A 21228-nucleotide genomic window follows, 5' to 3' on the forward strand; every position below is an offset into this window, starting at 1 on the left:
CGGCGAGCCCCCGCGGGTTCAGCGGACCGCCGGCTGCTCGGGTGACGACGTGTCCTCGGCCAGCGCCGGCTCCACCGGCGGAGGAGCCGGCGCGTCCCCCCGTGGGGTGACCACCAGGAGGTGCACGCCGAGGACGAGGAGCAGCACCACGTCGACGCCCAGCTTGACGAGCAACAGGCCGCTGGCGGAGTCGACGAGCGGGGCCAGTGCCGCCGTCGCCGCGAGGGCCACCCAGAGCGAGATGACGGCGCGCGGGTGGCGCTGCGCGAGGGCGCTGTAGACGAGCAGCTGCACCATCGCCAGGACCGTGCCGAGCGCGGCGAAGAGCGGCAGCGACGGCTCCACCGGGGCGTACGCGGGGCCGCCGACGAAGGCCAGGGCGAGCCCCGACACCAGCGCGACGACGGAGGCGGCGACCACCCCGAGCGCGAGGATCGCGCCCAGCCCGAGGACGTGGGTGCGCCGGCCGCCGTGCGACCGGGCCATCGCCGGGAACAGGACGATGACGACGAACTGCGGGAGGAAGAGCATCGCCTTGGTGAGGACCAGCCCGGCCGCGTAGTGGCCGGCCGGGACGTCGTCCAGCAGGGCGCGGGCGAGCAGCACGTCGATGTTGGAGACGGCGAAGAAGGCGAGCAGGGCGTGGGCGCTGTGCGCCACCTCGCGCCCGACGCCGCCTCGCTCCCACGTGCGCCACGAGGACGCGGGCTCGGCCCCCACCGGTGGTCGCGTCGACGTCCGCGCCGGGTGGCGCAGGGCGATCCCGGCCACGACGACCGGGACGACGGCACCGATCGCCACCCCCACGAGCGCCGAGGCGGCGGACCGGTCGACGAGGAGGGCGAGACCGCCGGCGGCGAGCCGGGCCACGCCCATCGCGGCGTAGACCGCCGCGAGCGGCAGCCACCGCTGCTCGCCCTGGAGGATGCCGGCCTGCCCGCCCATGAGGGTGAGGAAGCCCGCCGCCACCGCCATCGAGACCGCGCCGACGGGCGAGTCCAGTCGCAGCCCGGCGCTGACGAGGGGGGTCGCGAGGAGGGACACGACCGTGACGCCGACGGCGCAGGCCGCGGTCGCGCGCAGGACCGTGCGCTCGATCCGGTGGCGGTCACCCGGGGCGGTCGACACCCGGCGCGCCCCGGTGGCCTGCAGGGCGAGCGAGACGACGTTGACGACGATGAGCGCGCCGAGGACCGAGGAGAACTGGCCGAACTGGTCGGGGCCGAGGATCCGGGCCGTCGCGAGGGTGAGCCCGTAGGTCGTGACGTTCATGACGGCGATCGCGCCGGCGACGACGGCTCCGCCGACGACACCCGCACCGTTCCGGTCCGCACTGGCCACCGGCGAAAGTTACCACCTGGTAGGACGGGCCCGCGGTGGGTCGGGCCGGGGTCCCGGTGTCAGTACGGGTCGTAGGAGTCGGCGTGGCCGAGCCGACGGGCGACGGCTCGCAGGCGGAGGCGCAGCAGGACCTTGACGACGACGTTGCGGGCGAACCACGGCAGCTCGGTGACCAGCCGGAGCCGGTCGCGCAGGGTGGGCGGGGCCACGACGAACCGGGCCAGCGACCCGGTGCGACCGGTGTAGCGCAGCCGGGATGAGGGCAGGGCGTGGAGCAGGAGCCCGAGGGTCACGCCGACGGAGGAGAACGCGTCGTGCACGAGGACCGTCCCACCGCCCCGGACGTGGTCGACCCAGCGCAGGTCGTCGCCGACGGTGAGGACGTCGTGCTTGCCGTCGACGTAGACGACGTCGACGGGACCGGACCAGCCCGCGCGGGCCGCCCGGCTCGTCGTCACGCGCAGGTGCACCCGGTCGGTGACGTCGAAGCGCCGCACGGTCGCCTCGAAGGCCTCGCGCACCGACGGCCCGGCGAAGAGGCGAGCGGTGACGAAGGGGTCCACGGCGGTGACCCGGACGTCGGTCCGGGCCGACGCGAGGACCACGGTCGAGCGCCCGTGGTGGCTGCCCACCTCGACGACGACCGGGTGGGCCGGGGCCGCGGCGACGGCGTCCCAGAGGTCGACGGCCTGGGCGAGGGTGAGCCATCCGGGGACCGCGTCGAGGTCGGGCCACAGCTCGCGCAGGCCCTCGGGCGGGGTGGGGTCGCGGTGGTCGGCCTCCACGGCGGCTGACCTCCTGCGGTCTAGGGTGTGCTCGACCGCGCCAGCATAGGGAGATCAGCGTCGTGACCGACGACCGGGAGGTGCGTCCCCAGCGGCGCGTGGAGGTCCTCCTCGACCTGTGGGTGCTCGTGCCCGTGGTCGTCCTGTGCTGGCCGTTGCTGGTCCGTGGCGGCTACCCGTTCTCGCGGGACCTCGTCTTCACCCCGCACCTCCCGCTGCGTCCCGAGGCGCTGGGCCTGGGCACCGGGTCACCGCGCGCGGCACCCCTCGACGCTGTGGTGGCGGTCCTCTCCACCGTCGTCGACGGCGCCGTCCTCGGGCGAGTGGCCGTCGTCCTCGTCCTCGCGGCGGCCGGCTGGGCGGCGCACCGCGTGGTCCGCGGGCTGGGCACCCCGGCACGCGTGCTCGCCGGCGCCCTCGCCGTGTGGAACCCGTTCGTCGTCGAGAGGCTGGGTCTGGGCCAGTGGGCCCTGCTCGCCGGGTACGCCTCGCTGTTCGGGCTGGTCGCGGCACTCCGACCGCGGGATGAGCCCGGGCTCGGGCGGCTGGGTCGCGTCGCGCCCTGGCTCGCCCTCGGTGCGCTGACGCCGACGGGGGCCCTGCTCGTCGGCAGCGGGGTCGTGGTCCTCGGCGTGCGCAGGCGCAAGGACCTGCCACTGCTCGCCCTCGCCGCGCTCGTCCAGGTGCCGTGGTTGGCGCCGGCCCTGCTCGGAGGGGCCAGCGGGGTCTCGGACCCGGCGGCCGTCGCGGCCTTCGCGGCACGGTCCGAGCGCACCGGGCCCGCCGTCCTCTCGCTGCTCGGCCTCGGCGGGATCTGGGACGGGCAGAGCGTCCCGGGCAGCCGGGCCGGGTGGCTCGGGCACGTCACCACGGTCCTCGTCGTGGTCGTCCTCGCGGCGTCGGCCCGGCGGGGTCGCGGGTCGTTACCGGCACCCTCGCTGTGGGTGTGGGGGACCGGTGCGTTCGTCGTGGCCGGTCTGACCACCGTCGGGCCGGTCGCCGACGTCGTGGCGGGTCTCACCGGGGCCGTGCCGGGTCTCGGCCTCCTGCGCGACGGCCAGAAGTGCCTGGCCCCCTTCGTCGTCCTCGTCGTCGTCGCCGCGGCCGTCGCGTCCGACCGGGCGCTGGTGACGGTGCGGCGCCGTGCCGCGGTCCTCGCCCCGACCGCCCTGCTGCTCGTGGTCGTGGCGCCGTTCGTCGTCCTCCCGGATGCCACCGTCGTCGTGCACCGGGTGCTCCGCCCGGTCGAGTACCCCGCCGAGCTGTCGCGCGCAGCCGAGGTCGTGGCGCGCGACCCCGGGCTCCTCGCGTCCGCTCCCTGGCGCCTGTACCGCCACTACGCCTGGGCGGGCCCGTACGCCACCTACGACCCGGCGTCGCGCTGGTTCGACACCCGCGTCGTCACCTCCGACGACCTCGTCCTCGGCGACCGCGTCGTCGCCGGCGAGGACCCGCTGGCCGCCGCCGTCGCTGCCGTCCTGGCACGCCCGGGGACGGCGACGGCCGCGGAGCTGGCGGGTCTCGGGGTGCAGTGGGTCCTCGTCGCGCGCGACGACCCCGGCGCCCCGGCCCTGCTCGCGGCGCTGACCGGGACCTCCGGGGTCGTACCCGCTGTCGACGATCCGGCGCTGGCGCTGCTGCGCCTTCCCGCACCGGATGCGGGGGCCGCGGCGTCCCTCGTCGTGCCCGGCTGGCAGGTGGTGTCGGTCGCCGTGGTGGACGTCACCGTGGCGCTCGTCCTGCTCGTCGTGTCGCTCGCGGGAAGCACCCGTGGACGGCGTGAACGCTCTGTTACTGTTGCGTAGCCCGCTCCAGGAAGGACGTCATGATCAGCAACATCGTCGCCCCGGCCATCGCCGGGGTCGTGCTCGCCACGGTGGCGCTCTTCGGCCTGGTCTCCTCGCAGACCGCCGCGCCCGACAAGAACCCTGCCAGCCAGGAGATCATCGTCTACGGCGACCGCTGAGGTCCCTCCCGCGGGCGACGCCCGCACCAGCAGCGCGCAGCACGTCGAGGAACGAGCGTGCCGTCGTGTCCCAGTCCAGGGTCAGCGCCCGTTCGCGCGCCTGCCGTGACACCCCGTCGAGGTCCACCCGTCCGGTGAGGACGTCGTCCACCCGGGCCACGAGCCCGTCGAGGTCGTCGGCCAGCCACCCGGTGCGCCCGTCGAGGACCGACTCGGTGAGGCCCCCACTCGACCGGTAGCCGACGGTCGGCGTCCCCTGGACGGCCGCCTCGGTCACGGCGATGCCCCAGCCCTCGGTCACCGACGGCAGCACCATCACCCACGCTGTCGCGAGGAGGCTGTCGCGCCGGTCGTCGTCGACGTGCCCGTGGAAGGTCACGAGGTCCTCGACGCCCAGCTCGGCGGCCCGCGCCTCGAGCGGGCCGCGCCACCAGCCGTCGCCGACGACGTCGACCCGGAGCCCGGGGTGCCGGTCCCTCAGGCGGCGCGTCGCCTCGAGGACGTGCTCGACCTGCTTGTGCGGCACGAGCCGGGTCAGGACGACGACGCGAGGGGTCGATGACGTCGGCACCCCCGCCCGGGGCCGGGCGGACAGCCCGTTGCGCACGACGTGGACGGACGCCGGGTCGATGCCGAGGCAGCCGAGGTCGTCGCGGGTGGCCCCCGACACGGCGACGAAGGGCACCCGCCGGTAGAGCCACGGGACCACGCGGGACTCGACGAACCAGCCGGCCCGGCCGCGCAGGTCGGGGTAGATCAGCTGCCACTGGCGGCGGTGCACGTGGTGGACCAGCGCCACGGACACCCGGGGCCGCGCGAGCGGGATCCCGAACGGGAGCCCGTTGATGACGTCGACGGCGACGTCGACCTCCGCCCCGTGGCGGACCAACCAGGCGAGGCCGAGGGGGTAGACACCGAGGCGCCCCCCGCGGCGGACGTGCCGCACGCCGTCGAGCACCTCGTCCCGCGACAGGGCGCCGGGCCGCGCCGTGACCAGGGTGACGTCGTGACCGTCCCGGGCCCAGCGGGACGTGACCTCGTGGACGTAGACCTCCGAGCCGCCCGCCTCGGGATGGCGCAGGTCGCGCCAGGCGAGGACGGCGATGCGCAGCCGGCGTGTCGTCGCGTCTCCGGGCACCCCGCTCACGGGGCCCCCGCACTGCCGGTCGCGTCCTCCACGAGCGCGTCGCACAGGGCGGGGCGGACGCCCTCGCGCGGTGTCACCGTGGCACCGAGGGCTCGCGCCCGGGCCGAGGCCCCGGCGTCGACGACCACCTTCCCCGGGCGGGTGTTCCACTGCAGGTCGCGCTGCGTGTAGGGCACCTGGGCGACGAACCCGCCGGGCGTCGTCGTGATCGACGCGAGCTGCGCCGAGGGCCTCGGTGCCACACCGAGACGGAAGGTCGTGCCGGGGTAGACCCCGAACCATGGACCCTCGACGGTGGCGTAGGCGTCTCGGACGACGATGCGCACGTGGTGGTCGGCGCGGACCTCGAGGTCGACGTCGCGCACGGTCGTCGCCAGGATGCTCGCCAGCCGGACGGTCCCCGGCTCGATCGCCCGGTCGAGGCCGACCTCGAGGACGGTCGGGCGCTCCGTGACGAGGACCCACGGCTCGTAGCGGTCACCGGTGGCCAGGTAGAGCGCCGCGCACCCGGGGGTGACCGCGAGGGTGTCCGGGGCAGCGGGTCGCCCGGGGACACCTTGCACCTGCTCGACGAGGGAGGCCTGCGCCGACCCGGGGCCGCCCGAGAGCGCGCGCTGCCACTCGAGCTGGCGGACGAGGTCGTCGCCCCCGGCGGTGACGGCGCTCGTGGACAGGCCGGTGAGGGTGTGGACCGCCATGGAGTAGGCGGTCAGGGCGGCGACGGCGGTCGCCACCGCCGGGCCGCCGATCCGCCCGGCGCGACGCAGGGCGGGGCCCACGACGGCGAACGTCACCGCGGACCCCACGACGAGGAGCGGGACGAACTCGCTGGTGTACCGGTTGGCGATGTAGCCGTACATGAGGACGCCCGCGCCCACCGCCGCAGATCCGAGGAGTGGGGGGACGAGCACCCGGCGCACCCGTGTCCGGCGGGTGAGGGCGAGCGGGAAGGCCGCGAGCGCGAGGACCAGGAGCAGTGGCGTCGTGGCGGTGACGCTCGCCGTGCGGTAGGTCTGGTCGAACACGGCACCCGCGCGCACCGGGGGCGGGTCGGCCGGGAGCGAGACCCACGGGTACCACGGGGTGAAGCGGACTCCATCGGGCCGGAAGTAGGTCGGCAGCGTCGTGGGGAGGAACTGGGGACCCGTGATGGTCCCGCCGTTGGCCTCGAGAGCCTCGCGGCGCTGCTCGTTGACCGCCGTCCACACCTGCGCCTGCAGCGGGAAGAGGTACGGGTGGTCGAACTTGGCGAGGTTGAGGGTGACCGACGCCAGCACCGGGACGACGGCCGCCACGAGCAGGGCCACCACGCGCGGTCCCGGGCGGCGCCGTCCGGACACCGCCCACCGCCACACGGCCGCCAGGCCGATGGCACCGCACACCGCGAAGCCGCCGGTCGTGCGGGTGAGGGCCGCCGCCGCGGCGAACCCGAGCAGCCAGCCGAGGGCGCCGCGGGAGGGGGAGTGCAGGAGGCGGACGAGCCAGTACAGGGCCCCGACGACGGTGGCGATCGCCCAGGCGTACACCTCGTGGTAGACCCACGGCAGGGAGGCGTCGAAGGTCAGGACGGTGCCGCCCGTCATCACGGCGAGCAGCATGCCGGCCACCACGGCCTCGAGGCGCCCCACGGGGACGTCGGCGCCGTGCACGACCGTGCGCAGCAGCCAGACCAGGCGGGCCGCCACCACCGCGAACACCAGCCACGCCACGGCCATCGACAGCACCGTGAGCCGGCCGTCGAACTCGCGGGTCACGAGCATCACGGGGATCCTGGCCAGGGCGGGGAACGGCGGGAAGTACATGAAGGTGCGCCCGCCCACCTCGAAGCCCTCGATGCCCAGGCTGCCGTCCGGGACGTCGAGGCGCCCCTCGAGCAGCGAGCCGGCCTGCAGGTCGAAGAAGTTCGAGGCGTAGCGCAGCTCGATGGCGGTGCGGCCCGGCGCCCAGCGCAGGTCGAGGAGCACCGAGAAGTACGCCAGGGCTCCCACGAGGCAGCCGAGGACCGAGGCGACCCGCACGCGGCGGGCGCTCGATGGGGCAGCCGTCACGCCGTGGCGAGCCGGTAGAGGAGCTGGTAGCCGAACATCGTCGGCCAGGTGCGCACCGCGGCACGCTCGACCCGGGTGGCGGCGCGCACGACGTCGGTGACGCGTCCGCCGGACCCTCCGCGCTCGAGGACGTCGACGGGCACCCCGACGACGTCGCGCTCGACGATCCGCAGCCCGCAGTCGCGCACGAGGCGCTCGAAGCTGCGGCGGGTGAAGAAGCGCACGTGCCCGTGGTCGAGGGGGCCACGGGTGTCGTAGTCGAACAGTCCGAGCGTGGTGCGGCCACGCGGGTACCAGTGGCCGAAGTTGGGGACCGACACGAGGACCTCGCCGCCGGGCGCGAGGCGTGACGCGAGGTCGGTGAGCAGGGCCGCCGGGTCGACGACGTGCTCGAGCACGTCGGCGGCGACGACCCGGTCGAACCCTGAACCGACCTCAGGCGGGAGGCCGGCGTTGAGGTCGACCTCGACGAAGGAGTCCAGCCGCTCGCCGACGCCGTCGTGCTTGACGAGGTCGACGCCGTGGACCCGGTGGCCCTGCGCGCGCACGAGGGAGCCGAAGCGCCCGTCGGAGCAGCCGACGTCGAGGACGTCGCCACGGGTGCCGTCGGCGAGCCAGGCGAGCAGCCGCCCGTGGCTGGAGTCGGGCGAGGGCTTGAGCTCGTAGGCGGTGGGGTCGACCGCGGTGCTGCCGTGACCGAAGCCCATCCGGGCCACCCGGTAGCGGATGACGTCCTTGGCGACGTCGCGCGCGTAGCCCATGCCGTTGACGTAGCAGATCTCGTCGCCGTAGTAGGTGGGGATCGGGACCTCGACGATCCGCTTCTCGGCGGCGATGAGCCCCAGGATGATCTCGGTGTCGAAGTCGAAGTCGTCGGTGTACGCCGCGAGGTCGAGGTCGCGCAGCGCCTCCACGCGGTACGCCCGGTAGCCGCTGTGCCACTCGCTGAGCCGGGCGCCGGTCATCGCGTTCTGGAAGGTCGACAGGATCCGGTTGCCGACGAACTTGTACAGCGGCATCCCGCCCTTGAGGGCCCCGCCGCGCACCATCATCCGCGAGCCGAACACGGCGTCGGCCCGTCCCTCGAGGATCGGCGCGACGATGTCCTCGATGACCTCGGGGGCGTACTGGCCGTCGCCGTGGAGCAGGACGACGACGTCGAGGCCGTGGTCCATCGCCCAGGCGTACCCGGCCTTCTGGTTGCCGCCGTAGCCGAGGTTCTTCTCGTGGCGGACCACCGTGAGGGGCAGGTCGGTCGTCGTGCGGTAGGCGACGCCGATGGCGTACGTGTCGTCCTGGCTCGCGTCGTCGGACAGCAGGACGTGGTCGACGCTCGCGCGGAACGAGGTCGGGAGCCGGTCCAGGGTGCGGACGAGGGTCGTCGCGGCGTTGTACGCGACGACGAGGACGCCCACCCGGGGGGAGGCGATGACGTCGGCGGGCTCGACGCTCATGGGGGCGGTCCTCTCGGCGGCGCTGCCGGCCTGGTACGAGGGAGAAGGAACGGGATGCAGTGTAGGTGACCCACCGGTAACACGCGGTTGGGTCGTGTCATAGTAGGCGCCATGTCCGGCCCCCTCGTCGACGTCGACCGGCTGCGCGCCGAGCTCCCCGAGCGGTCCGCGGAGTACGCCGCGGCCGACCCGTTCCCGCACACCGTCGTCGACGACGTGCTCACCCGGGAGGCCTTCGAGGCCGCGGTGGAGGAGTTCCCCGCCGTCGGTGACCCGTTCTGGCGCGGGTACCTGCACGTCAACGAGACGAAGTACAGCAATACCTCCCCGGACACCTGGGGGACGACCCTGTCGGGGGTCGCGAAGGAGCTGTGCGGTCCCGAGTTCGTCGCCTACCTCGAGGACCTCACGGGCATCCGCGGGCTCATCCCCGACTGGTCGATGGACGGCGGGGGCCTGCACCAGACGCTGCGCGGTGGGCACCTCAACATCCACGCCGACTTCTCGACGCACCACGTCCACGACACGTGGGCGCGACGCGTCAACATCCTGCTCTACCTCAACGAGGAGTGGCCGACCGAGTGGGGCGGCCAGCTCGAGCTGTGGGACGCCGACATGACGGCCTGTCGTGCGAAGGTCACCCCGGCCGGGAACCGGATGCTCGTCTTCACGACGTCCCTCGACAGCTTCCACGGGCACCCGGACCCGCTGACCTGCCCCGACGGCCAGGCCCGTCGCTCCATGGCCCTGTACTACTTCACGCAGGAGGCCGAGCCGGTGCGCCGCTCGACCAACTACCGGGCCAGGCCCGGGGACGGCGCCAAGCGGGTCGCGATCTGGGCCGACCGCAACGCCCTCGACGTCTACGACCGGCTCAAGCGCCGCCTCGGCATCTCCGACGCCACCGTGCAGCGGCTGATGACGGGCGTCAACCGGCTGCGTCGGCGCAGCTGACCTCCACGCCGGGCTCGGGCCGCCGGGGCGTCAGGGGGTCGGCGCCGGGACGGGCGCCTCGGCCGGAGCCGGCGCCGTGCCGCCACGGCGCAGCAGCCGCTCGGCGAGCCGGGCCGCGGGGCGCTCCACCCAGCGCGTCGTCACGGCCACGGCCAGGGCGATGACCGCGAAGGACACCGCGACCTTGGTCAGCGTCGGCCAGCCGCCACCGTGCCGGGCCACCATCATGAACACGGGGTAGTGCCACACGTAGACGGCCAGCGACATCCGCCCGAGCGCGACGAGCGGGGACCACGAGGTGAGCCGCACCCAGCGCGGGTGGTCGACGAGCCCCGGGGTCGCGACGACGAACCCGGCGACGCAGAGGTTGACGCCGACGCCGCCCCAGCCCATGTACGTCATCGAGTGGCCGATCGACAGGGTCAGCGCGACCAGCCCGAGGAGCGACCAGCCCGCGATGGTCGTCGCGTGCGCCCGGGCCCGGACCAGCCAGGGCCAGGCCAGGGCCACGAGCGCTCCCCAGAACATGCCGTCCATCCGGGTGGTGGTGCGCAGGAGCGAGAGGTAGGCACCCTCGGAGGCGGCGACGTGCGGCCGCCACACCGAGCAGGCCAGGATGACCGCCGCGACGACGGCGAGGAGGACCAGCCGCCGGTGCCGCAGCGACCGCACCAGGAGCACGAGGACGAGGGTCACCTGCACGTAGACCGCGGTGTACCAGAGGTGGCCGAGGTCGGGTCGGGCGATGGGCGAGCTCGTCTGGAGGTACCAGTTCCACGTGAACGTGGCCACGGCGCCGACCGTCGCCATCGTCTGGCCGAAGGTCAGGATCTCCTTGGGGTCGACGAGCGCCACGAGGACGACGACCGCCAGCAGCACGTACACCTGGGCGCTGACCCGGACCACGCGGGAGAGCACGGCGTCGACCGGTCGCGCCGCCGCGATGACCCCGACCCGGCCGTCGTCGTCGTCCCGCGTGCCCGACCCGACGAGCGAGCGGGTGAGGAGGAAGCCGGCGACGACGAGGAAGACCGAGACGGCCAGGTTGCCGCTGCGGATGACGTTGAGCACCGGGGGGACCGCCTCGAGGGCCGTCGTCGACCACAACGCCCAGCCGTGGGAGAGCAGCACGAGGAGGAGCGCGATGCCGCGCAGCCAGTCGAGCGGCGCGGAGCGCACGGTGGCGCGCGGCGCACGGCTGGTCTCCATGGCCGAGGACTGTAGTCGAGGACCGTCGCGGGGGAGCCTCGCGCCGAGGTGGCCGGGCCCGGTCCCGGGCCCCTCGGTGTCGGTCTCGTCACGGTCTCCGCCACACCGATCCGAGCTGGTTACCGGCGAGTTTCGCCACTGCTACAGTTCGGCAGCACTTCACATCCAACGGAGGGTTCCTGTGCGCGGTGTCGTCACAAAGCTGCTCGTCTTCCTCGGCGCGTTCCTCGTCGCCGTCGCCGGACTGGCGGCGTTCTACGCCCCGGGTCAGGTGAAGAAGACCCCCCTCGACGTCAACTCGGTGACCCGGCTCGCGGGCGACGCCCAGCTGTTCGACGGGTCCGCCCTCGTCCCGACCCCGGTCAAGGCCACGAGCGTCACCCACGCCGACTCCGAGCTCAGCACCGGCGACGTCGTGCTGTTCCAGTCGTCCAGCTGCCTCATCAAGGACCCCGACGGCGACGCCCCCGACTGCGTCTCGGCCGACGACCCCGACAAGCGCCTCGTCGCCGCCGGCACCTCGGTGTTCGCCACCGACCGTCGCACGGGCCTGGCGGTCGCCGACTTCGCGAACCTCCCCGCCGACGCCGACCAGCGCGAGGGTCTGGTCAACAAGTTCCCGTTCGACGCCGAGAAGAAGGACTACCCGTTCTGGGACGGCCTCACCGGCACCTCGGTCAACGCCACGTTCACGGGCACCGAGGACCTCGACGGGCTCGAGACCTACAAGTACCTCGTCTCCATCGCCGACGCCGGGATCGAGATCACCCCGGAGGTCGCCGGCAAGTACTCCACGGAGAAGACCATGTGGGTCGACCCGGTCACCGGGTCGATCATCGACCAGACCGAGCACCAGACCCGTAAGCAGGCCGACAACGGCCAGGTGCTCCTCGACCTGAACTTCGCCTTCACCGACGAGACGGTCGCCGCGAACGTCGAGTCCGCCAAGGCGAACGGCTCCAAGCTCTCCCTCCTCACGAGCACCGTCCCCCTCGTGGGCGGCATCCTCGGGCTGCTGGCCCTCGCGGGCGGCATCCTGCTCGCGCTGACGGGCGCGCGCTCCCGCCGCACCGAGGCCTGACGCACGAACGAACCGGCCCCGTCCCCCCTTCGTGGGGGACGGGGCCGGTTCGTCGTTCCGGGCCGCGGGGCCGGGGCGGTCAGGCCCGCGAGGGCGCCGGCGTCCCGGACCGGCCGCCGGTCGAGGCGTCGTCGTCCTCACCGTCGTCGGCGTCGTCGACCGTGAGCGGCTGGGCGATGCTCTCGAGCGACTGGCCCTCGGCGTGCACCCCGAGGAACGCCGCGACGAGCCCGGCTCCCACCATCAGGGCGGCGCCGAGGAAGTAGCCGGGCGCGATCCCCATGATGTCCTTGGCCTTGCCCGCGTCCTCGATGAGCTTGCCGAACAGCAGGGGGCCGCTGATGCCGCCCGCCGCCGTGCCGATGGCGTAGAAGAAGGCGATGCACATCGCCCGCGTCTCCAGCGGGAAGACCTCGCTGGCGGTGAGGTAGGCGGCGCTGGCCCCGGCCGACGCGAAGAAGAAGATCACGACGCCGAACGCCGTCAGCGTCACCGCCGACAGCGAGCCGAGCATCATCCCCGCGACGGCGAGGAGCACCCCGGAGACGATGTACGTCCCCGCGATCATCCGGACCCGGCCGACGGTGTCGAACAGCCGGCTCAGCAGCAGGGCGCCGAGGAAGTTGCTCACCGCGAACACGGCGAGGTACCACCCGGTCTGCTTGACCTCGAAGAAGGTCGTCAGCGAGTCGCCGTAGGTGAAGAAGAACGCGTTGTAGAGGAAGGCCTGCCCGACGAAGAGCGAGAAGCACAGGATGGTGCGCTTCGGGTACAGGGTGATGACGGTCCGCGCGATCTCCGCGATGGAGATGGTGCGGCGCTGCCGGATGGTGATGGTGTCGTCCTCGATGTCCGGGAGGCTGCCGTTGTTCTCGGTGGAGACGGTGTCCTCGATGGAGCGCACGATCTGCTCGCCCTCGTCCTCACGGCCGTGGATGAACAGCCAGCGCGGGCTCTCGGGGACGTGACGACGCACGACGAGGATGCCGATGGCGAGGATGCCCCCCAGCCCGAAGGCGAGGCGCCAGCCCAGGCCCGGGTCGAGGAACTGCGGGTCGAGCAGGGGGATGGTGAGCAGCGAGCCCAGGGCGGCACCGACCCAGAACGACCCGTTGATGGCGACGTCGACCCGGCCCCGGTACTTCTTGGGGATGAGCTCGTCGATCGCCGAGTTGATGGCCGCGTACTCGCCGCCGATGCCGGCTCCGGTGAAGAACCGGGCGATGAAGTACCAGAGCGGGTTCGGCGCGAAGGCGGTCGCCACCGTGGCGACCGTGTAGACGCCGAGCGTGACGAGGAAGAGCTTCTTGCGGCCGAACTTGTCGGTGAGCTGCCCGAAGAACAGGGCACCCAGGCAGGCGCCGGCCACGTAGACCGCACCGGCGAGCCCGATGTCCGAGCTCGTGAGCCCGAGCCCGGTGTCGGCGGGCTTGAGGGCCTCCGACATCGACCCGACGATCGTCACCTCGAGCCCGTCGAGGATCCACACCGTCCCGAGCCCGATGACGACGAGCCAGTGCCATCGCGACCATGGCAGGCGGTCCAGTCGTGCGGGGATGTCCGTGGTGATGCGTCCGGTCTCGACGTCCGACGCCATCGTCGACCTCCTGGCTGCAGGGGAGGTGGCGACGGTCGTCGACACCGCCGGACAACCTATTCCTGCAGGTGGTGGAGTCGGGGGGTGTGGTGCGGACCAGTTTGGGCGGGCGAGGGCGTCGTCAGGACGGACGGTCGCAGACGAGGATCGCGGTACCGGGGATGACCCGGCCGCGCAGTGGCGACCACCCGCCCCAGGCCTGCACGTTGCGCTCCGGCCACTCCGGCTCGACGAGGTCGCCGAGGACCAGACCGGCCGCCGCGACCTGCCGCACGAGGTCGCCGAGGGTGCGGTGGTGCTCGGCGTAGGTGACCACGCCCGCCTCGCTCTCGACGTACGGCGTGCGGTCGAAGTAGGAGGAGGTGACGGTGAGGCCCTGCGGCCCCGGGTCGTCGGGGAACGCCCACCGCATGGGGTGGGAGGTCGAGAACACGAACCGTCCACCGGGGCGCAGCACGCGGGCCGCCTCGGCGAGGACCGCCCCGCTGTCGGCGACGAAGGGGACGACGCCGTACGCGGTGAACACGCGGTCGACGCTGGCGTCGGCGAACGGCAGCACCCGCCCGTCGAGCTGGAGCAGGGGGAGTGGCGCGTGGCCAGGAGCACCGGCGTCGATGGCGCGGGCGCGGCGCAGCATCCCCATCGACAGGTCGCTGCTCACGACCCGGACGTCGCGGTGCCGGGCCAGCCAGCGCGCGCACTGGGCGGCGCCGCCGCCGATCTCGAGGACCGTCATCCCGTCGCGCACCGCGAGCAGGTCGAGCTCGTCCTCGGTCCAGCCCTCGGGCCCCCAGACGAAGGCGTCGTCACCGAGGAAGGCGCCGTGCTCGGCGTAGTAGTCGTCGGCCTCGCCGTCCCACCAGGAGCGGTTGGCGGCCAAGGTCTCGCGCTCACCCACGGGGCGGCGGACGGCCTCGCTCACGCGCCGGTCCCGTCGACCGGGGGTGCGGGGCAGACCGTTTTGCCCGCCACGTGCGCACGCGGGTAGGCTGTGCGAGCACCCGTGTGACCTCTGTCGGTCACGCGCGCGCTCGTAGCATCCCATCGAAGCCATCTGTCCACATCGGAGTTCCTACTACATGACTGCCAGCACGGTCGAGAAGACCGCCCCTCAGATCGCGATCAACGACATCGGCTCTGAGGAAGACCTCCTCGCCGCCATCGACGCGACGATCAAGCACTTCAACGACGGCGACATCGTCGAGGGAGTCATCGTCAAGGTCGACCGCGACGAGGTCCTGCTCGACATCGGCTACAAGACCGAGGGCGTCATCCCCTCGCGCGAGCTGTCGATCAAGCACGACATCGACCCCAACGAGGTCGTCAAGGTCGGCGACGAGGTCGAGGCCCTGGTCCTCCAGAAGGAGGACAAGGAGGGTCGCCTCATCCTGTCCAAGAAGCGCGCCCAGTACGAGCGCGCCTGGGGCACGATCGAGAAGATCAAGGAGGAGGACGGCGTCGTCACCGGCACCGTCATCGAGGTCGTCAAGGGTGGGCTCATCCTCGACATCGGCCTGCGTGGCTTCCTCCCCGCCTCCCTCGTCGAGATGCGTCGCGTCCGCGACCTCCAGCCGTACGTCGGCAAGGAGATCGAGGCGAAGATCATCGAGCTCGACAAGAACCGCAACAACGTGGTCCTGTCGCGCCGTGCGTGGCTCGAGCAGACCCAGAGCGAGGTCCGCACGACCTTCCTCAAGGAGCTCGGCAAGGGCCAGGTCCGCTCCGGTGTCGTGTCCTCGATCGTCAACTTCGGTGCGTTCGTCGACCTCGGCGGCGTCGACGGTCTCGTCCACGTCTCCGAGCTGTCCTGGAAGCACATCGACCACCCGTCCGAGGTCGTCGAGGTCGGCGACGAGGTCACCGTCGAGGTGCTCGACGTCGACATGGACCGCGAGCGCGTCTCCCTGTCGCTGAAGGCGACGCAGGAGGACCCGTGGCAGCACTTCGCCCGGACCCACGCGATCGGTCAGGTCGTCCCGGGCAAGGTCACCAAGCTCGTCCCGTTCGGTGCGTTCGTCCGCGTCGACGACGGCATCGAGGGCCTGGTCCACATCTCCGAGCTGGCCGAGCGCCACGTGGAGCTGCCGGAGCAGGTCGTCACGGTCGGCACCGACATCTTCGTCAAGGTCATCGACATCGACCTCGAGCGTCGTCGCATCTCGCTCTCGCTGAAGCAGGCGAACGAGGACGGCGCCAACCAGGTCGAGTTCGACCCGACCCTGTACGGCATGGCCGCCGAGTACGACGACAAGGGTGACTACAAGTACCCCGAGGGCTTCGACCCGGAGACCAACGAGTGGCTCGAGGGCTTCGAGTCGCAGCGGGAGACCTGGGAGAAGCAGTACGCCGAGGCGCACTCCCGCTGGGAGGCCCACCGTGCGCAGGTCGAGGCGTTCGCCAAGGCCGACGCCGAGGCCGCCGGCAGCAGCGAGTCCACCTCGTACTCCTCGGAGTCGGGTTCCTCGTCCTCGTCGTCGTCGTCCTCCTCGCAGGACGACACCGGCAGCGCCCCGCGCCCGCCGGCCGCCACGAACGAGGGCACCCTCGCCTCCGACGAGGCCCTCGCCGCGCTGCGCGAGAAGCTCACCGGCAACTGAGCCACCGCGCCGTCAGGCGCACCGGCTCGCTCGAGGCCCGGTCACCCCCGGGGTGGCCGGGCCTCGGCGCGTCCGGGACGGCGCGGGGCGCAGGGCGGTGGGGCGTCGCGGCCGGCGGCCGGGTCAGGCGGAGACGGACTCGCGGGTCGGTGCGGTCGCCCGACCGGGCCGCCGGGCGCTGGCTGCGGACAGCCGGGCCACCAGGGCGGTGACCGGGCGCGCGACGAACCGCTCGACGACCACCACGACGACCACGAGGAGCGCCGCCGCCACGAGGGTGCGGGGGAGCGGGTGCCACTGCGGCGTGTGCCGGGCCACCGCCTCGAAGATCGGGATGTGCCAGAGGAAGACCGTCAGCGAGGCGCGCCCCAGCACGACGAAGGGGCGCCAGGACCACAGCCGGTCCGCGTATCCCGCCCGGGGCCGGCCGGTGGTGTCGGCGAGCACCACGAGGGCGGTCCCGGCACCGACGACCGGGCCGACGACCGTGAAGTAGGCCTCCAGCCCCCAGAACGCGGTGCTGGCCACGCACCCGAGGACCACGAGCGTCGCCGCGCCGAGGAGTCCGTCGCCGTCCCGGCGCAGGGCGACGAGGCGGTCCGCGAGGAGCGCGGCGGCCACACCCCAGAGGATCGCGTCCATCCTGGTGGTGGTCGTCAGCGTGGCGTGGAACCAGCCGTCCTGCTGGTAGGACAGGGCCCGCCAGACCGACGAGCCGACGAGGAGGACGAGCACCCCGATCGTCAGGACCCGGCGGGCCCGCGCGAGCACGAGGACGGCGAGGAGCAGGGCGCTGAGGACCTGCACGTCGATGCAGAGGAAGTACAGGGCGCCGATGTCGGAGCGGGCCGAGAGCGCGTTGTCCCGCACGTAGGTGTTCCACGTGTAGGTCGCCGCGCTGACCAGCGACTCGCGCGTCACGGCAGCCGGGGTGACGTCGGTCGGGTCGAACCGTGACGCGAGCAGGACCGCTGCGAGCAGGACCCACACCTGCACGCTGATCCGCAGGAGCCGCCCCGTGAACCAGGCGAGCGGCCCGACGGGTCCGACGGCATCGAGCCGGGCGGTGAAGGTCCGCGTCACGAGGAAGCCCGTGATGACGAAGAAGATGCTGACGGCGACGCTCCCGCTCGCGAACAGCGCGGCGAAGGAGCCCAGGTCGCCCCGTCGGTCCTCCGGCCAGACCTTCCACGAGTGCGACAGGACGACGAGGAGGATCGCCAGTCCGCGAACGCCGTCCAGGACCGCGGAGCGTTCGGGGCGGCGGGCCCGGCGACGTGCCGGGGCGACGGTGTCGGACACCACGGTCACGAGTGGGCTCCCGAGGTCGGTGCGGCGATCGTGGCGAGCTGCGGCCCAACGGTCGGCGCCCCGTCCGCCGGGACGGGGCGGGAGGTCGGTCGGAGGTGGTCGCGAAGCCACAGTCGGGCCGGTTCGTCGAAGACCCGGTGCGTGGCCCAGACGACGAGGGCGAGCAGGGCGAAGGTCGTGATCGCGCGGGGCTGCCAGGTCCACTCGGTCGTGTGGCGCTGGACGAGGAAGAACAGCGGCAGGTGCCAGATGAAGATCGCGAGGGAGGCCCGGCCGAGCCAGGTGAGGGCGGGGGTCGAGAGCAGCCGGCTCACCGGCGTGGGACGGGCGAGGAGGGCGATGCCCAGCACCGTCACCGCTGCCGCCAGGGTGAACAGCACCCCCCACCACCGCAGGTAGAGGTACTGCTGGTCGATCTCGAGCATCGTCCCCATGATGGCGACGAGAGCCAGCGCCCCCACGGTCAGCAGGATCGGCGCGCGGTGGCGCTGCCGGTGGGCCGCCTCGGCGGCGAGCGCCACGAGCGCACCGATCACGACCGCGTCCGCACGGGCGAGGGTGGAGATGGTGGCCTCGATCCAGCCGGTCGTCTCGAGGACGTGGTGCCGCCACAGCACGCTCGCCACGGCCGCCTCGACGAGGACGACGGCGAGGGCCCAACGGCGCTTGGCCAGCACGAGGACCGCGAGGGGGAGGACGAGGTACACCTGCTGCTGAACCGCCAGGTACCACATGTGGCCCAGGTCGGACCGCGTGTTGAGGAGGTCGGTGCTCGCGTGGAGGTTCGAGGTGTGGGTGACGAGGTTGGCCGCCGACTCCACGGTGGCGCGCGTGGTGAACGGGTCCTTCGGGTCGAAGGCGTGGATGAGGAGGATCGCGGCCGCCAGCGGGACGACCTGGACACCGAGTCGCACCAGGCGGCGAAGGTAGAAGCGCACCGCGTCGAACGTGCCTCGGTCGTGCTCGCGCAACAGCCCGCGCGTGACGATGTAGCCACCCACGACGAAGAACACCCCGACCGCACCGCCGTGGAAGAAGCTGCGCAGGATCGGGACCCGGTCGACGGCGTCGGTGGGCCACACGAGGTTGCCGGCGTGGCCCAGGACGACGAGCACGATGGTGACGCCGCGGAGCCCGTCGAGCGCGGCCACGCGGGCGCCGGCGTCGGGTCGGGTCGGGGTCGTCACGGATGGGAGGCTACCCGCCGGTCACCTCGCCGCGGGTGGGCACCGCCGGACCGGCTGCGCTGGCTAGCCTGCGGGGGTGCCCGTCACCCCCAGCCACGTCGTCGCGGTGCTCCCGGTCCTCGGCCGCTCCGGTCGCGTCCCCGCCGCGGCGCTCGTCATCGGCTCGATGGCACCCGACTACCCGTGGTTCCTCACCGGTGGGTGGTCGGCGGGGTTCAGCCACTCGCCGACCGGGGTGGTGACCGTCGACCTCGTCGTGGGGCTGGTGGCCTTCGCGGTCTGGCGGCTCGGGGGTCACGCTCCGGTGCGCGACCTCCTCCCGCCGGCCATCGGCGACCGGCTCCCGCTGCCGTCCGGGCTCGTGGTGCGTGACCTGCCGTGGGCGGCGCTCGGCGTCGTCCTCGGGGCGCTCACCCACGTGGCGTGGGACGCGTTCACCCACGCCGGGCGCCCGGGCGTGCGGGCGGTGGCGTGGCTGGGTGCCGACCACGCGGGCCTTCCCGGCTACAGATGGGCCCAGTACGCCAGCGGGGTCGTCGGCGGGCTCGTGCTGGCGGTGTGGTGCGTGCGCCGCCTCGCGGCGACACCGCCGGTCCCGAGCACGTCGACGGGCAGGCCGGGGGAGCGCCGCACGGCGTGGCTGCTCGTGGTGGTGTGCTCGGTCCTGGGAGTGGCGGTGGGTCTCGCCACCGGTGGGACGCGGATCGAGACCCTGCTCTTCGGGGCCGTCACCCGGGGTGGTCTCGGCACGGCCGTCGGGCTCGTGCTCGCCTGCGCCCTCTGGTGGTTCCGCGCGTCCGCGCGAGAACCGGTGGGGGACAGCGGCGGGTAGCGTGCCGAGCATGGCACGCACCATCGCGACCACCACCCGCGTCGACCTCGAGGACCTCCTCGACTTCGTCCGTCCCCGACACCACTTCGTCCTGTTGACCACCCGCGCGGACGGCACTCCGCAGGCCTCGCCGGTCACCGGCGGGGTCGACGACGCCGGGCGCCTCGTCATCACGACCTATCCCGAGCGGGCCAAGACCGTCAACGCCCGGCGCGACCCGAAGGTCAGCGTCCTCGTCCTCTCCGACGACTTCGGCGGGGCGTGGGTCCAGGTCGACGGCGAGGCCGAGGTGGTCGACGCCGTCGACGACGTCGAGCCCTTCGTCGAGTACTTCCGCAACATCTCCGGGGAGCACCCCGACTGGGCCGAGTACCGGCAGGCGATGGTCGACCAGGGCAAGTCCCTGCTGCGGGTCACCCCGACCCGCTGGGGGCCGCTGGCCACCGGAGGCTTCCCGGCCCGCCTCGCCGGCGGCTGACCACAGGTCCGGGCTGCGGACGACCGGACGGTAGGGTCGCCGACATGCTGCGCGTGGGGCTCACGGGGGGGATCGGGTCCGGGAAGTCGACCGTGTCGGCCCAGCTCGCCTCCCTCGGCGCCGTGGTCGTCGATGCCGACGTGCTGGCCCGCGAGGTCGTCGAGCCCGGGACCCCGGCCCTGGCCGCGGTCGTCGACCGGTTCGGCCCCGACGTCCTCACCGAGGCCGGTGACCTCGACCGCCCGGCCCTGGGCCGGCTCGTCTTCGGCCACCCCGCCGCCCTGCACGACCTCGAGGCCATCACGCACCCCGCCATCTGGTCGCGGACCCGTGAGGTCGTGGCCGCCGCCCGCGCCGACGCCGTCGTCGTCCACGACATGCCGCTCCTCGTCGAGAAGGGGATGACCGGCGAGTACCACCTCGTCGTCGTCGTCGGGGCGTCCGAGGAGACCCGGCTGCGCCGCCTCGTCGACCTGCGCGGCATGACCGAGGAGGACGCCCGCGCCCGCATCGCCGCCCAGTGCGACGACGACGCCCGCCGCGCCGCGGCCGACGTCTGGCTCGACAACGAGGGCGGCACCGACGCCCTGCGGGCCGCCGTCCTGCGGCTGTGGAGCGAGCGGCTCGAGCCCTTCGAGCTCAACGTGCGCCACGGCATTCGCTCGCGCCTGGCCCACCCGACCCTCTCGGTCCCCGACCCGTCGTGGCCGCCCGAGGCCGACCGCCTCCTCGCCCGCGTCCGGCACGCCGTGGGGGACACGGCGGTGACGCTGCACCACATCGGGTCGACGGCCGTGCCGGGGCTCGTCGCCAAGGACGTCGTCGACCTCCAGGTGGGGGTCCGCTCGCTGGCCGACGCCGACGACCCGGCGTTCGTCGAGGCGATGGCCGCGGCCGGTTTCGTCCGACTGGCCGGGGAGTGGCACGACAACGGCAAGGACGGCACGACGTGGCCCAAGCGGTACCACGGCTCGTGCGACCCGGGTCGCGTCGCGCACGTCCACGTGCGCGAGGCCGGGTCGCCGGGGTGGCGCTGGGCGCTGCTGTTCCGTGACTGGCTGCGGGCCGACGGCGACGAGCGCACGGCCTACGCCGCGATGAAGACCGAGCTCGCCGGCCGGGCCGCGACGACGCAGGACTACGCCCGCGCCAAGGAGCCCTGGTTCGAGGAGGCCGACGAGCGGGCCCACGCGTGGGCGCGTCGCACCGGGTGGCAGCCGCCGGAGGTCGCCCCGCAGTAG

The 21228-nt window shown here is 73.3% G+C and carries 18 protein-coding genes; 8 read left to right on the top strand and 10 right to left on the bottom strand.

The annotated features are described in order from the left end of the window. Positions 1–18: 18 nt before the first annotated feature. Entirely contained in the window at positions 19–1341 is a 1323-nt protein-coding gene (locus ACFLFB_RS09690) for a lipopolysaccharide biosynthesis protein (RefSeq protein WP_392541966.1), read from the bottom strand. A gap of 59 nt (positions 1342–1400) precedes the next feature. Next, a complete protein-coding gene (locus ACFLFB_RS09695) occupies positions 1401–2126 on the bottom strand; it encodes a class I SAM-dependent methyltransferase (protein WP_392541967.1) in 726 nt (241 codons plus the stop codon). A gap of 62 nt (positions 2127–2188) precedes the next feature. Between ACFLFB_RS09695 and ACFLFB_RS09700 the strand changes: the two genes are divergently transcribed. Together ACFLFB_RS09700 and ACFLFB_RS09705 are read left to right on the top strand one after the other, a co-directional pair. Further along, positions 2189–3931 (top strand): hypothetical protein, encoded by a 1743-nt coding sequence (locus ACFLFB_RS09700; protein ID WP_392541968.1) that lies wholly within the window; start codon positions 2189–2191, stop codon positions 3929–3931. Positions 3932–3951: 20 nt separating this feature from the next. Next, positions 3952–4092: a DUF2613 family protein gene (locus ACFLFB_RS09705; protein WP_392541969.1), complete on the top strand. Its 141-nt coding sequence runs from the start codon at positions 3952–3954 to the stop codon at positions 4090–4092. Here the strand turns inward: ACFLFB_RS09705 and ACFLFB_RS09710 are convergent. The 3 genes from ACFLFB_RS09710 to ACFLFB_RS09720 are packed head-to-tail and all read right to left on the bottom strand — an operon-like array spanning position 4070 to position 8741. After that, positions 4070–5239, bottom strand: a complete 1170-nt coding sequence (locus tag ACFLFB_RS09710) for a glycosyltransferase family 4 protein (RefSeq protein WP_392541970.1) — start codon at positions 5237–5239, stop codon at positions 4070–4072. The genes ACFLFB_RS09705 and ACFLFB_RS09710 overlap by 23 nt on opposite strands. After that, positions 5236–7287, bottom strand: coding sequence for a hypothetical protein (locus ACFLFB_RS09715; RefSeq protein ID WP_392541971.1), 2052 nt, complete (start codon positions 7285–7287; stop codon positions 5236–5238). Before ACFLFB_RS09715 ends, ACFLFB_RS09710 begins: the two co-directional genes overlap by 4 nt. After that, the gene (locus tag ACFLFB_RS09720; protein WP_392541972.1) at positions 7284–8741 is read right to left on the bottom strand and encodes a bifunctional glycosyltransferase/class I SAM-dependent methyltransferase; all 1458 of its coding nucleotides are present in this window, start codon (positions 8739–8741) and stop codon (positions 7284–7286) included. Before ACFLFB_RS09720 ends, ACFLFB_RS09715 begins: the two co-directional genes overlap by 4 nt. Before the next feature lie 111 nt (positions 8742–8852). Here ACFLFB_RS09720 and ACFLFB_RS09725 point away from each other — a divergent pair, with 111 nt between their 5' ends. Then, a complete protein-coding gene (locus ACFLFB_RS09725; RefSeq protein WP_392541973.1) occupies positions 8853–9695 on the top strand; it encodes a 2OG-Fe(II) oxygenase in 843 nt (280 codons plus the stop codon). 30 nt (positions 9696–9725) lie between these two features. On the opposite strand, the gene ACFLFB_RS09730 is transcribed toward ACFLFB_RS09725, so the two are convergent. Next, positions 9726–10904: an acyltransferase family protein gene (locus ACFLFB_RS09730; protein ID WP_392541974.1), complete on the bottom strand. Its 1179-nt coding sequence runs from the start codon at positions 10902–10904 to the stop codon at positions 9726–9728. A gap of 181 nt (positions 10905–11085) precedes the next feature. Here ACFLFB_RS09730 and ACFLFB_RS09735 point away from each other — a divergent pair, with 181 nt between their 5' ends. Beyond that, on the top strand, positions 11086–11985 hold the full coding sequence (locus tag ACFLFB_RS09735) for a DUF3068 domain-containing protein (RefSeq protein WP_392541975.1): 900 nt from the start codon (positions 11086–11088) through the stop codon (positions 11983–11985). Positions 11986–12064: 79 nt separating this feature from the next. Here ACFLFB_RS09735 and ACFLFB_RS09740 read toward each other — a convergent pair whose 3' ends face one another. Continuing rightward, positions 12065–13582, bottom strand: coding sequence for an MFS transporter (locus ACFLFB_RS09740; protein WP_392541976.1), 1518 nt, complete (start codon positions 13580–13582; stop codon positions 12065–12067). 121 nt (positions 13583–13703) lie between these two features. Further along, positions 13704–14504 (bottom strand): class I SAM-dependent methyltransferase, encoded by an 801-nt coding sequence (locus tag ACFLFB_RS09745; protein ID WP_392541977.1) that lies wholly within the window; start codon positions 14502–14504, stop codon positions 13704–13706. 157 nt (positions 14505–14661) lie between these two features. On the opposite strand from ACFLFB_RS09745, the gene rpsA reads away from it, so the two are divergent. After that, positions 14662–16179: a 30S ribosomal protein S1 gene (rpsA, locus tag ACFLFB_RS09750; protein WP_392541978.1), complete on the top strand. Its 1518-nt coding sequence runs from the start codon at positions 14662–14664 to the stop codon at positions 16177–16179. Between the two features lie 123 nt (positions 16180–16302). On the opposite strand, the gene ACFLFB_RS09755 is transcribed toward rpsA, so the two are convergent. Beyond that, on the bottom strand, positions 16303–17490 hold the full coding sequence (locus tag ACFLFB_RS09755) for an acyltransferase family protein (RefSeq protein ID WP_392541979.1): 1188 nt from the start codon (positions 17488–17490) through the stop codon (positions 16303–16305). After that, positions 17487–18677 carry an acyltransferase family protein gene (locus tag ACFLFB_RS09760; protein ID WP_392541980.1) on the bottom strand — a complete coding sequence of 397 codons (1191 nt, stop codon included), beginning with the start codon at positions 18675–18677 and terminating at the stop codon, positions 17487–17489. The genes ACFLFB_RS09755 and ACFLFB_RS09760 overlap by 4 nt, the downstream gene beginning before the upstream one ends. A 76-nt stretch (positions 18678–18753) precedes the next feature. On the opposite strand from ACFLFB_RS09760, the gene ACFLFB_RS09765 reads away from it, so the two are divergent. Genes ACFLFB_RS09765 through coaE form a run of 3 tightly spaced genes read left to right on the top strand, consistent with a single transcriptional unit; the run spans position 18754 to position 21228 of the window. Further along, the gene (locus tag ACFLFB_RS09765; protein ID WP_392541981.1) at positions 18754–19509 is read left to right on the top strand and encodes a DUF4184 family protein; all 756 of its coding nucleotides are present in this window, start codon (positions 18754–18756) and stop codon (positions 19507–19509) included. Between the two features lie 10 nt (positions 19510–19519). Next, entirely contained in the window at positions 19520–19987 is a 468-nt protein-coding gene (locus tag ACFLFB_RS09770) for a PPOX class F420-dependent oxidoreductase (RefSeq protein ID WP_392541982.1), read from the top strand. A 44-nt stretch (positions 19988–20031) separates the two neighbouring features. Beyond that, positions 20032–21228, top strand: coding sequence for a dephospho-CoA kinase (coaE, locus tag ACFLFB_RS09775; RefSeq protein WP_392541983.1), 1197 nt, complete (start codon positions 20032–20034; stop codon positions 21226–21228).

Source organism: Oryzobacter telluris, assembly GCF_043099285.1.
Classification (GTDB): Bacteria; Actinomycetota; Actinomycetes; order Actinomycetales; family Dermatophilaceae; genus Oryzobacter; species Oryzobacter telluris.